The sequence below is a fragment of the Variovorax raffinosi genome (genome assembly GCF_051216615.1).
Classification (GTDB): Bacteria; Pseudomonadota; Gammaproteobacteria; order Burkholderiales; family Burkholderiaceae_C; genus Variovorax.
Genome location: NZ_JBPJZR010000013.1, coordinates 227,240 through 239,823, shown reverse-complemented (window position 1 = coordinate 239,823; position 12,584 = coordinate 227,240). Strand labels below are relative to the sequence as shown.

10 protein-coding genes are annotated in these 12,584 nt (G+C 67.1%); 9 read left to right on the top strand and 1 reads right to left on the bottom strand.

Features of this window, described 5'->3' with window-relative positions; translation table 11 throughout:
• Complete coding sequence (locus ACSFB7_RS30910; protein ID WP_435476151.1) at positions 1–648, bottom strand: response regulator transcription factor; 648 nt, start codon at positions 646–648, stop codon at positions 1–3.
• Between the two features lie 631 nt (positions 649–1,279).
• Between ACSFB7_RS30910 and tssB the strand changes: the two genes are divergently transcribed.
• Genes tssB through ACSFB7_RS30865 form a run of 9 tightly spaced genes read left to right on the top strand, consistent with a single transcriptional unit; the run spans position 1,280 to position 12,584 of the window.
• Positions 1,280–1,852: a type VI secretion system contractile sheath small subunit gene (gene tssB, locus ACSFB7_RS30905; RefSeq protein WP_435476150.1), complete on the top strand. Its 573-nt coding sequence runs from the start codon at positions 1,280–1,282 to the stop codon at positions 1,850–1,852.
• A 60-nt stretch (positions 1,853–1,912) separates the two neighbouring features.
• On the top strand, positions 1,913–3,412 hold the full coding sequence (gene tssC, locus ACSFB7_RS30900; RefSeq protein WP_435476149.1) for a type VI secretion system contractile sheath large subunit: 1,500 nt from the start codon (positions 1,913–1,915) through the stop codon (positions 3,410–3,412).
• Positions 3,413–3,452: 40 nt separating this feature from the next.
• On the top strand, positions 3,453–3,932 hold the full coding sequence (locus ACSFB7_RS30895) for an Hcp family type VI secretion system effector (protein WP_435476148.1): 480 nt from the start codon (positions 3,453–3,455) through the stop codon (positions 3,930–3,932).
• A 21-nt stretch (positions 3,933–3,953) separates the two neighbouring features.
• Positions 3,954–4,412: a type VI secretion system baseplate subunit TssE gene (gene tssE, locus ACSFB7_RS30890; protein ID WP_435476147.1), complete on the top strand. Its 459-nt coding sequence runs from the start codon at positions 3,954–3,956 to the stop codon at positions 4,410–4,412.
• A gap of 1 nt (position 4,413) precedes the next feature.
• Positions 4,414–6,177 (top strand): type VI secretion system baseplate subunit TssF, encoded by a 1,764-nt coding sequence (gene tssF / locus ACSFB7_RS30885; protein ID WP_435476146.1) that lies wholly within the window; start codon positions 4,414–4,416, stop codon positions 6,175–6,177.
• A complete protein-coding gene (tssG, locus tag ACSFB7_RS30880) occupies positions 6,141–7,184 on the top strand; it encodes a type VI secretion system baseplate subunit TssG (protein ID WP_435476145.1) in 1,044 nt (347 codons plus the stop codon). The genes tssF and tssG overlap by 37 nt, the downstream gene beginning before the upstream one ends.
• 14 nt (positions 7,185–7,198) lie before the next feature.
• Entirely contained in the window at positions 7,199–9,910 is a 2,712-nt protein-coding gene (tssH, locus tag ACSFB7_RS30875) for a type VI secretion system ATPase TssH (RefSeq protein ID WP_435476143.1), read from the top strand.
• A 2-nt stretch (positions 9,911–9,912) separates the two neighbouring features.
• Positions 9,913–11,853 (top strand): type VI secretion system Vgr family protein, encoded by a 1,941-nt coding sequence (locus ACSFB7_RS30870; RefSeq protein ID WP_435476142.1) that lies wholly within the window; start codon positions 9,913–9,915, stop codon positions 11,851–11,853.
• Between the two features lie 5 nt (positions 11,854–11,858).
• Positions 11,859–12,584: a toxin-antitoxin system YwqK family antitoxin gene (locus ACSFB7_RS30865; RefSeq protein WP_435476141.1), complete on the top strand. Its 726-nt coding sequence runs from the start codon at positions 11,859–11,861 to the stop codon at positions 12,582–12,584.

Sequence of the window (12,584 nt, the reverse complement as noted above, 5' to 3'; positions counted from 1 at the left end):
CTATCGGGGACGGCCCAGCAGGCCTGCGCGACGCGCCGTGATCACGGCCTGGGTGCGGCTGCTCACCTCGAGTGCAGAGAAGATGGCCGAGATGTGCGCCTTGACGGTGCGTTCCGTGGTGCTCAGCCGTTGCGCGATGTCGGCGTTGCGCAGTCCGTCGCACAACAGGTGTAGCACCTCGGTCTGGCGCGCGGACAAGCGGGCCAGCGGACCGGCCGTGCCCGCCAGGATCGGCATCGACGCCGGCCCGAGTGGGCATGCCCACATCACACCGCTCTGGCCCTGGATGACGCGGCGCAGCGCCTCCATCAACTGCTTGCTGTCGGCCGACTTGTGCACGAAGCCGTGTGCGCCTTCGGCCAGCGCAATTTCGGCGTCCAGTGGATCTTCGGAGGCGGAGAGCACGAGGATGCGCAGGCCCGCCCGGCGTCGACGCAATTGCCCCAGCAGTGCGGCGCCCGCCAGATCCGGCAGATAGAAGTCTGTCATCACGGCATCTGGTACCGAAGGCATTGCTGCGAGCAAAGCCAAGGCTTCCATGCCACTGCCTGCGGTCTCGATCACAAGGCCGGCATCTTCCTGACGCAATGCGAGCGCCAGGCCCTCGCGGAACATGGCGTGATCGTCGATCAACAGGATGGTGGGCATTTGGTGGCTTGCAGCAGAACAGCAATGTCCGCAGCGAATGTGGTACTGGGTGGCCCCCTTTCACGTCTGCGATTTATCACGCCGTGTAACGAGAAATTCTAGGTGAGTTGCGGCGAGTGGCACTCGAGCGAGCCTTCGCAAAGGCTTGCGATTCGAAGGGCTTTCAGCCATCGCATTTCAGGTGCTTCAAGCCGCACGCGATTCGCAAAATGCACCGCGACATCTATCTCGCGTTCACGAAATCCGGTCACCGATTTCGACGTGATTCACACGGCCCTTTTCAAACGCGCATGCGCCCGCGCAGTAGCACACAACGCACGCGGCGGCATCGTACTTTGGGCCAATGCGCATCGCGATCAGGGCTCCTAGGATGGCGATGCTTACCGTCGGTATCAAAAGTTTTCCATGTGACGGGCGTGCCTGCGGCGGGCCTGTTTCTCCTGCGGTATTTGGTTCTCTACCAGTTTTCCGGGATTGTTAGCAGATATGTCAACTCGTATCTTTCGCCCATCTCCAACGCGATGCCGGGGAGTTCAACAACAACACGCAGCACGCCATCGGCGCGAAGAGAACTGCCGGAATTTCCAGCGTTCTTTCCTTTGTCAATTCAACCTTTTCTGAGAGCGAAAAAATGTCGAACAGCTTGCAAAAATGGGTGGGACGGAATCGTCCGCCGCGCGTCCAGATCACGTACGACGTCGAGATCGGGGACGCTGTCGAAAAGAAGGAACTCCCGTTGGTCGTGGGCCTGCTGGCCGACCTGTCGGGCCAGCCGGTGCAACCACTGCCCAAGCTCAAGGAGCGCCGCTTCGTCGAGGTCGATCGCGACAACTTCGACGAGGTGCTCGGCAACATCGCACCGCACCTGGACCTGTCGGTGCCCGACACCATGAAGGGCGATGGCAACCTGAAGATCGAGCTGGACTTCAAGGAGTTCGGCGACTTCCATCCCGAGTCCATCGTTCGCCAGGTGCCTCGCCTAGCCAAGCTGCTCGAAGCCCGCCAGCAACTGCGCGACCTGCTCGCCAAGCTCGACGGCAATGACGAACTCGACGACCTGCTCGAGAGCGTGGTGCAGAACAGCGAAGACCTCAAGACCGTTCAAAGCCAGGCCAAGGCCCAGGCCGGCGGCGCATCCGCGCCGGCCCCGCAGGCCTCTACCGAAGCCAAGTCGTCCACCGAGGCCGAAACCCCGGCAGCGTAACCAACCCGTCGGCCGCTGCCTAGAAGGCGCGTGCCCGACCTCTTTTGAATGGTGATGAAGATGGCCAATAAATCCAAGGCTGCCGATACCGGCGGCGCAGCAACCGTCACGACCAGTGAAATGGGCTTGCTGGACAAGATCGTCTACGAAGGCAACATGGTGACCGAGCCTTCGCAAGGTGCCTACGCGAAGAAGCTGATCGGCCAGCTCGCCTCGCAGATCCTCGACGAAGGTATGAAAACCAGCCCCGGCAAGGGCGTGGTTACGCTGATCAACGAGCGCGTGGCCGAGATCGACCGGCTGCTCACGGACCAGCTCAACGCGATCCTTCACGCATCCGAGTTCCAGGCCCTCGAAGGCTCCTGGCGCGGCCTGCGCGATCTCGTGTTCGGCACCGAGACCGGCTCCAACCTGAAGCTGCGACTGCTCAACGTGAGCAAGAAGGACCTGCTCAAGGACCTGGAGACCGCTGTGGACCACGACACCAGCGTGCTCTTCAAGAAAATCTACGAAGAGGAGTACGGCACCTACGGCGGCCACCCCTATTCGCTGCTGATCGGCGACTACTATTTCGGCCGCCACCCGCAGGACATCGCGCTGCTGGAGCGCATCTCCCGCGTGGCCGCCGCCGCGCATGCGCCGTTCATCGCGGCCGCCGCGCCGGGCCTGTTCGACTTCAAGTCGTTCACCGAATTGGGCATTCCGCGCGACCTGTCCAAGACCTTCGAGAGCGCCGAGCTGACCGCCTGGCGCGGCTTTCGCGACTCGGAAGACTCGCGCTACGTCTCGCTGGTTCTGCCCAGCTACGCGGCCCGCCTGCCCTACGGCGCCAAGACCGTGCCGGTGGACAACTTCAACTATGAAGAAGACGTGGACGGCACCGACCACTCGAAGTATCTCTGGGCCAATGCCGCCTACCAACTCGGCCTGCGCATCACGCAGGCGCATTCGGTCTACGGCTGGACCACGGCCATCCGCGGCGTCGAAGGCGGCGGCAAGGTCGACGGCCTCGTGGCCCATGCCTACAAGACGGACGAAGGCGACATCGCGCTGAAGCCGCCCACGGAGGTCACGATCACCGACCGCCGCGAAAAGGAACTCAGCGACCTGGGCTTCATCGCCATCGTCAATTCCAAGGGCTCCAACTCGGCCACCTTCTTCGGCGGGCAGACCGTGAACAAGCCCAAGGTCTACGACAAGGACGCGGCCAACGCCAACGCGGCGGTCTCGGCGCGCCTGCCCTACATCCTGGCCGCATCGCGTTTTGCGCACTACCTCAAGGTGATCGTGCGCGACAAGATCGGCAGCTTCGAGACGCAAGCCGACCTGCAAAAGCACCTGAACAACTGGCTGGCCAACTACGTGCTGGTGAGCCCGTCAGCCCCGCAGGCGCTGAAGGCCGCGTACCCGTTGAGCCAGGCCCGCGTGGACGTGACGGAAGTGCCGGGCAAGCCGGGTTCGTACCGGGCCATCGCCTTCCTCAAGCCGCACTTCCAGCTCGAAGAACTCTCGGCATCCATCCGTCTCGTGGCGGATCTTCCGGCCGCTGCCGCGGCCTGAGTCCCCTGCATTCGCATTCAAAGACAGAAAGAAACACCAGATGGCCATCTATCTCAAGGTCCCCGGCGTCAAGGGGCAAACCCAGGTCAAGGGACACGAAGAATCGCTGGAAGTCCTGACCTTCCAGTTCGGCGGCACCCTCAACGTGTTCACCAGCACGACCAACCAGACACGGACCAAGGACAAGCCGCTTTTTTCCGAGATCAGCATGGTGCGCCTGAGCGATTCCGCCACGCCCCAGTTGCTGCAGGCGCTCGCGCAAGGCAAGATTTTCGTGGGCGATTCCGTCATCACGTTCACCCGCGAAGACAATGCCGAACTTCTGCCATTGATCGTCGTGACCCTGGCCGACGTGATCCTGACCAGCGTGTCGCTGTCGAGCGGCGGAGAACCTCCGACGGAAACCTTTTCCCTGAACTTCGCCAAGATCAAGGTCGAGTACACGAAGCAAAAGGAAAAAGGCGGCCAAGAAGGGATTGCACCCTTCATGTGGAACATCTCGACGAACGCGCCCAACTGACGCAGGCATCCGGCCCTCACTGTGTCCGAACTCGCCAAAGGGGGTGTCGCCCCCCTGTTCGACCGGCTGGCGTCGGCGCCGTCAACGCACGGCACCGGCGCCCATCTGGCGACGATGGAATCGCTGCAGGAATCCATCGGGCGCGAGCTTCGCCTCCTGTTCAACACCCGCTCGCCGCTGTCGGGCGCCGACTATGCGCAAGGCAGCGGCACGGTGCTGGAGTACGGCATTCCCGACTTCAGCGCGCTCGGCACGCAGAGCGCCTCCGACCTGGAGCAGGTGGCGGCCGCGCTGCGACTGGCGGTGCAGCGCTACGAGCCGCGGCTGGCCGACGTCACCGTTCACGTGAGCGCCTCGCCGGACCGCCATGAACTGGCCCTTGTTCGCATCGGCGCCCAGGCACGGGCCGACCTCCAACGGCGTCGCATCGACTTCGAGATGCTGCTGGGCACGCCCGACAGCCTGATGAAAGTCACCTGACGTGTCCGACATCCAGCACAGCGACCTGCTGCAGTACTACAAGCGCGAACTGTCCTACCTGAGAGGGCAAGGCGCCGACTTCGCCCAGCGCTATCCGAAGGTGGCCTCGCGGCTCGCGCTGCATGGCGGCGAGTCGCTCGATCCGCACACCGAGCGGCTGATCGAGTCCGTGGCCTTTCTTTCCGCACGCGTGCACCGCGACCTCGACCAGGAGTTCCCCGACGTCGCCTGCGCCCTGCTCGACAACCTGTGCCCCTCGCTGGTCCAGCCGCTGCCGTCGATGTCGGTGGCGCAGTTCCAGCTCGATGCGACCCAGGGCAAGGTCACGGCCGGCTTTCATGTGGCCCGCCACACCGCCCTGCATGCGCGCACCACGCAATCGCAGGAGTGCCGCTTTCGCACCGCGTGGGACACCGTGCTGTGGCCGGTGCGCGTCGCGCAGGCGGGCATCGATGCCGACGCCGTGCTGCGGCTGACGCTCGAATGCCATGCGGATGTGGACTTCGGCGAACTCGACATCGACAACCTGCGCATTCACCTGCAGGGCGACTGGATGACCACGATGCCGCTGTACGACGCCCTGGTCTCGGGCGTGAAGTCGGTGAGCGTGACGCCCGAGGGCGGCGTGCCCCATGCGTTGCCCGCCGACGCATGGCGCGAGGTCGGCTATGCCGAAGACCAGGAAGTGCTTCCGCAGCCCGCCAACGCGCAACCCGCCTACGGCCTGCTGCAGGAGTACTTCGCGTTTCCGCGCAAGTTCCATTTCTTCGACCTGCACCATCTGCGCGCGCGGCTCGGGCGCGGTCGTCGCTGCGAGCTGGCCTTTCAGCTCGACCGGTCTTCGCGCGCGCTGCGGCATGTGGATGCCGACAACTTCCAGCTTGGCTGCACGCCCATCGTGAACCTGTTCGCACGCGTGAGCGAGCCGCTGGTGATGGACCAGCGCCACTACGAATACCTGCTGGTCCCCGACCGCCAGCGCGATGCCTTCACCGAAGTGCATTCCATCGTCTCGGTGGTGGCCTCCGACCCCGATGCCGACAAGCCCGTGGACGTGCCCGGCTTCGCCGCGCTCGGGCACATCGACGCCGACGACGGCGCGGTGTTCTGGTCTTCACGGCGCGCGCACTGCCTGCGCGAGAACATCCCCGGCACCGATGTCTTCCTGTCCTTCGTGGACCCCGCAAGTCAACCGGGGCGGCCCGCGCAGCCCGTGGTCTATGCGCACCTGCTGTGCACCAACCGGCGCCTGGCCGAACAGGTGCCGGTGGGCGCGCGCCTGGTGGCCGAAGGGCCGCCGCAGCCCACCCATGTGCGCTGCCTCTACGAGCCCACCGCGCAGCGCGATCCGCCGCTGGGCAGCGAGACGCTGTGGCGCCTGGTGTCGCTGCTCACGCTCAACCACCAGTCGCTGGTCGACGGCTCCACCGGCCGCGCGCAGTTGCGCGAGATGCTGCTGCTGTTCGCATCCGACAGCCGGCGCGACCATGCGCAGATCCGCGGCATCGCCGGCCTGTCGGCGTGCAGCGTCACCGCCCATGTGGGCACCGACGCATGGCGCGGCTACTGCAGGGGCACCCAGGTCACGCTCGACTTCGAGGACGACGCCTTCGTCGGCGGCTCACCGCTCATGATGTCGGCGGTGCTCGCGCGCTTCTTCGCGATGTACACCTCGGTGAACTCCTTCGTTCGCCTCGCGGTGCGGCGTGGCGACGAAGTCAGAAAGCAGTGGGCACCGATGACCGGCCGCCAGGTGGTGCTGTGATCGACAGCCTGACTGCCCGCCCGCAGGACTTCAACCTGTTCCAGGCAATCAGCCTGCTGGAGCGCGCCGCGCCCGACGCCGTGGCCGTGGGCCGGGCGCAGGGCCCGCGCGAGCGCGAAGCGGTCCGGCTGCGCGCCTTCGTCTCGCTCGCCTTCGAGGCCAGCGACGTGCGCGCCATCGATGGCGCGGCGCAGACCGGCGAGCCCTTCACGCTCACCACTTGCGTGCTCTCGCTCGCGGGCGCCGGCGGACCGCTGCCGCTGCACGTGGCCGAACTCCTGCTCGAACGCCGGCAGCGCCGCGACCACGCCAGCGCGGATTTTCTCGACATCTTCAACCACCGCTTTCTTGCGTTCTTCTACCGCAGCCGGCGCAAGCACCATGTGGCGCTGCATCCGCGCGCACCGGCGCAATCCACCCTTGCCGCGACGCTCGATGCGGCCAGTGCGCTGGGCATCCGGTCGGGCGTGCGCGCGCCGGACAACACCGCCCTGTGGCTGCGCCATGCCGGCCTGCTGGGTGGCGCGCCACGGTCCATGACGGGCTTGCTGGCGATGCTGCGCGACCGCCTGGGCGTGCAGGTGCAGGGCACGCAGTTTCGCGGCGGCTGGCACGCGCTGGAGCCCGATGCCTTCTTGCGGCTGGATGCGGGCACGCGCCTGGGGCCGGCCACCGTGCTCGGCCAACGCGTCTGGGACCAGGGCGCCGGCATTCGCCTGGCCTTCAGCGGCCTGAGCCGCCAGCGGCTGCTGGGCCTGCTGCCCGGCGGCGGCGACCACGCGCTCGCGCAGTGGCTGGTGCGCCGCTTCGTGCCGCGCGACCTCGACGTGGAAATGGAACTGAAGCTCGCTCCCGCCGCCGCGCGCAGCAGCGTCCTGGGCGCAGCGAATCCGATGCGCCTGGGCTGGACATCGTGGGTCGCGGGCCCGGCCTTTCGCGGCCCGCTGCCACCCGTTCGACACCGGTGGACCCGCAACGCCATCGACACGGGCGCAGACCGCGCCTGACTTGCACGCCCCGTATGGACATCGACATCCGCACCCTGCTCGGCAGGCTCAACCCCGAATGCAAGCGCGCCATGGAGCAGGCGGCCGAGCTGTGCGTGCAGCAGACCCACTACGACGTCGACCTGGAGCACCTGCTGCTGCGGCTGGTCGACAACGAGGCGCCCGACCTGCTGCTGGTCTTCGGGCGCTTTTCCATCCGCCCCGACACGGTCCAGGCGCAACTGCAGCAGTCGCTGGACACCTTCAAGCGCGGCAACGGCCGCACACCGACGCTGGCGCCCGACTTCGCCTCGCTGTTCCAGGAGGCATGGCTGATGAGTTCCATGCTGCTGGGCCAGCAGCACATCCGCTCGGGCACGCTGATGCTGGCGCTGCTCGAAGTCGACCGGCTGCGTGGACGGCTGGTCGACGCGGCACCGGCCTTGCTGCAGATTCCGCGTGGCCCGCTGCGCGAGGAAATCGCGGGCCTGCTGCAGTCCTCGCCGGAAGACACGGCGGCAGCCGCGCTGGCCACACAGCCCTCCGCGCATGCAGCGCCAACAACGGCGCCCGACACGCCCACGCTGCAGATGCCCACCGCCCGCCGCGGCAGCTCGACCACGCCTTCGCTCGACCAGTACACGGTCGACATGACGCAACTGGCGCGCGACGGCGCCATCGACCCGATCCGCGGGCGCGATGGCGAGATCCGCCAGATCATCGACGTGCTGCTGCGCCGCCGCCAGAACAACCCCATCCTCACCGGCGAGGCCGGCGTGGGCAAGACGGCCGTGGTCGAGGGCTTCGCCCAGCGCGTGGTGCAGGGCGACGTGCCGCCCGCGCTGCGCCAGGTGTCCGTGCGCTCGCTCGACCTGGCGCTGCTGCAGGCCGGCGCCGGCGTGAAGGGCGAGTTCGAGAACCGGCTCAAGTCGGTGATCGCCGAGGTCAAGGCCTCGCCCACGCCGGTCATCCTGTTCATCGACGAGGCGCACCAGCTCATCGGCGCCGGCGGTGCCGAAGGCCAGGGCGACGCCGCCAACCTGCTCAAGCCCGCGCTTGCGCGCGGCGAGCTGCGCACCATCGCCGCGACCACCTGGGCCGAGTACAAGAAATATGTCGAGCGCGACCCCGCGCTGGCGCGGCGCTTCCAGGTCGTGAAGGTCGAGGAGCCCAGCGAAGACGTGGCCATCGACATGCTGCGCGGCATGGTCGAGACGCTGCAAAAGCACCATGGCGTGGAGATCGTGGACGAAGCCGTGCGCGAAGCGGTCAAGCTCTCGCACCGCTACATCACCGGCCGCCAGTTGCCCGACAAGGCCATCAGCGTGCTCGACACGGCCTGCGCGCGCGTGGCCATCGGCCAGAACGGCTTGCCGGCCGAGTTGGAGTCCGTGTCGCGCGACATCGCCACCGCCGAGAGCGAGCTGCGCGTGCTGCGCCACGAAACAGCCACCGGCGGCGACCACCAGGAAGCCATTGCCACGCTCACCGCGCGGCTGGACACCGCGCGCCAGAAACAGCGGCGCCTGTCCGACAAGCTCGACGAAGAAAAGCGCGCCGTGGTGGAGATCGTCGCGCTGCGCCGCAAGATCGCCGAGAGCCTGCGCGACGACGCGCCGCCGCCCGACGAAGAGAACGACCCCGCACTGCTCACCGCCACCTTGCGCCGCCTCGAAAAGGGACTGGAGGCGCTGCAGAGCGACGAGCCCATGGTGCCCGTGTGCGTCGACGGCGGCGTCGTGGCCGAAGTCATCTCCGGCTGGACCGGCATTCCGGTCGGCAAGATGATGACCGACGAGCTGCACACCGTGCTCAACCTCAAGGAGAAGCTGGCCGAGCGCGTGGTCGGGCAAGACCCGGCGCTCGACGCCATTGCGCGGCGCATCCGCACCTTCCATGCCGACCTGGACGACCCCGGCAAGCCGGTGGGGGTGTTCATGCTCGTGGGCCCCAGCGGCGTGGGCAAGACCGAGACCGCCTTCGCGCTGGCCGACCTGCTCTACGGCGGCGAGCGCAACGTCATCGCCGTGAACATGTCGGAGTTCCAGGAGGCGCACACCGTCTCCAGCCTCAAGGGCGCACCGCCGGGCTACGTGGGTTATGGGCGCGGCGGTGTGCTCACCGAGGCGGTGCGCCGCCGGCCTTACAGCGTGGTGCTGCTCGACGAGATGGAGAAGGCCCATCCCGATGTGCTGGAGCTGTTCTTCCAGGTCTTCGACAAGGGCGTCATGGACGACGGCGAAGGCGTGCAGATCGATTTCAAGAACACGCTGATCCTGCTGACCTCCAATGCCGCGCAGGACGTGATCACGCAGGCCTCGCAGGGCGGGCGCCGCCCCGACACGGAAGAACTGGTGGAGCGGCTGCGCCCCGAGCTGCTCAAGCAGTTCAGCCCGGCCTTTCTTGGTCGGCTGGCGCTGGTGCCCTACCACCACCTGGGCGACGGGCAGATCCGCGCCATCGTGGCCCTGAAGCTCGGCAAGCTGACACGGCGCTTCGCGCAGAACCACCACGCCAGCTTCACCTGGGACGCGCAGGTCGAGGACGTCATTACCGCGCGCTGCACCGAGGTGGACAGCGGCGCGCGCAACATCGACCACATCCTGGCCCACGCGGTGCTGCCCGAACTCTCGCGCCAGGTGCTCGAACGCATCTCGATGGCCGCGCCCTTCAGCGCCGTCCACATGGCGGCGGACGAAGACGGGGCCTTCGTCTTTCGCTTCGAGCCCGCCACCTTGAGCGGATGACCATGCGCGCCGGCTACACCCAGAACGAGGCCTTTCTGTCCGTGCGCACCGCGCTCGGACAGGACGTGTTGCTGCTCGACACCTTCCAGGCCACCGAGGGCCTGTCGCAGCTCTTTTCCTGCACGCTCACGATGCGCGCGGCCTCCGACGCCTTGCCGGCGGACCAGGTGATCGGCACCTCGGCCACCGTGACGATGCAGCGCACCGACGACGCGGCGCGCCACTTCAACGGCATCGTCTCGCGTTTCACCTACCTGGGCAGCGCGAACGACTTCGCGCTCTATTCGCTCGAACTCGTACCCCGCATGTGGCTGCTCACGCTGGGTCGCGACCGGGTGATCTACCAGAGCCTGAACACGCCGGAAATCGTGCAGCAGGTGCTGAGCGATTTCGGCGTTGCCTTCGACCTGCGGCTGGGCGGCAGCTACGCGAAGCGCGACTACTGCGTGCGCTACGACGAGACGGCCTTCGACTTCGTCTCGCGCCTGATGGAAGAAGAAGGCATCTTCTACTTCTTCAGCTTCTCGGACGGCGCCCACACGCTGGTGCTGGCCGACAGCAACTCGGCGTACGCGCCCTGCCCGCATGCGCAGATGCTGTCGGTCTGCAGCGAGGCCGAGGGCCGCCAGCGCGTTCATGCGGTCACCCGCTTCGAGTCCGACGCACGCCTGGTGGCCATGTCGCACGCGGTGGACGACTACGACTTCCTCATGCCCGAGACCGACCTGCTCGCGCAAGCCGACGGCCGCGACGGCCGCGGGCTCGACTACGAATACCCCGGGCGCGTCACGGCCGCCGCGGGCCCGGCGCGCGCACGCATCCGGGTGGAAGAGCACCATGCACAAAGCCAGGTTGCGCGCGGCGAAAGCCATTGCCACCACCTGCTGCCGGGCGGCACCTTCACGCTGTCCGGCCACTCGCGCGCCGACCTCAACGGCTCCCAGGCGGTGCACAGCGTGCGCCACCATGCGCAAAACGATCACTACAGCAACAGCTTCGAGACCCTGCCGCCGACCGCGCCTTTCCGCGCGCCCCGCCTGACGCCGCGCCCGGTCGTGGCCGGCAGCCACACGGCGCAGGTCGTGGGCCCGCCGGGCGAGGAAATTTGGACCGATGCGCATGGCCGCATCAAGGTGCAGTTTCCATGGGACCGCCAGGGCCGGAAGAACGAAAAAAGCTCCTGCTGGGTCCGGGTCTCGCAGGCCTGGGCCGGCAGCGGCTGGGGCGCGCTCTTCCTGCCGCGCATCGGGCAGGAAGTGGTCGTGAGCTATGTCGATGGCGACCCCGACCGGCCGCTGGTCTCGGGCAGCGTCTACAACGCCATGCAGGTCCCGCCGCTCGAGCTGCCGGGCATGTCGACGCAAAGCGCGATCCGCTCGCGCTCGACCAAGGGCGGCGCGGCCGGCAACGAGATGCGCTTCGAGGACAAGAAGGACGCCGAGGAGTTCTACCTGCACGCGCAGAAAGACATGCGCGTGGAAGTCGAGAACGACCTTGCCACCACCGTGATGGCCGGCAACGAGACGCACAGCGTCGCCAAGGGCAACCGCACGATCAAGGTCGACACCGGCAACGAAACCCACACAGTCAAGGGCACGCGCGCGCTGGAGATCACGGGCAACGAGACGCACGCCAACCGGGCCGACTTCACGCAGACGGTCACCGGCAACTTCGAGCTGAAGGTCACGGGCAACCTGGTGATCGACGTGACGGGCACCCTTGTCATCAAGTCGGCCCAGTCGCTCGACCTGAAGGCGGGCACCGACCTCAGCGCCAAGGCCACCGCCAACCTCAAGGCCGAAGCCGGCATCGCCCTGTCGACCAAGGGCGGCGCCTCGCTCTCGAACGAGGCGCCGGCCATCAGCAGCAAGGCTTCGGGCATGCACGCCGTCGAAGGCGGCGGCATGCTCGCGCTCAAGGGCGGGCTGGTCAAGATCAATTGAGCGCCATGGCCCTTTCTTCTCTTTCCCCTCCAGCGCTTGCTGCCGCACCGCAGGCCGTGGTGCGGGAAGCCTTCGACGGCGGCGGCCAGTTGGCGGCGCGCGTGTCTTTCGTGGGCGACGTGCCGCATGGCCCGATGCTGGTCTTCGCGGCGGGCGGCAAGCCCGCGATGGAAGCCTCGTACCTGGCCGGCGTGCCGCACGGGCCGATGCGCCTGTTCGACGAGCAGGGCCAGTTGCTGCAGGAAACGCAGCGCCTGGATGGGCTTGCCGATGGCATCACCCGCACCTACTACCCCAGCGGCAAGCTCATGCAGGAAAGGCGCCATGTGCGCGGCGTGCTGCATGGCGAGGCGGTGGCGTATGCCGAATCGGGCGACGCGACCGCCCGGCTGCCCTATCTGGCCGGACGCCTCGACGGCGATGCTGTCTACCTGAATGAAGGGCGCGTGGTGCGGCGCGAACGCTACCGCGCCGGCCTGCTCGAAGGCGAAACGCTCGACCACCTGCCCCAGGGCGGTGTTGCCCAGTCGTCGACCTATCGCGCCAACGTGCTGCACGGCCCGCTGCGGCGCTTCTGGCCCAACGGCCAGCTCATGGAGGAGATCGCCTACCGCAACGGCAAGCCCGCTGGCAGTCCGCGCCGCTTCGACGACGCAGGCCGCGAGATCGTGGCCTCGTCTTCCCCACCAGGCTTCATGAAGAGCCTGGAGAAATTCGTGAAGGGGGGCTGA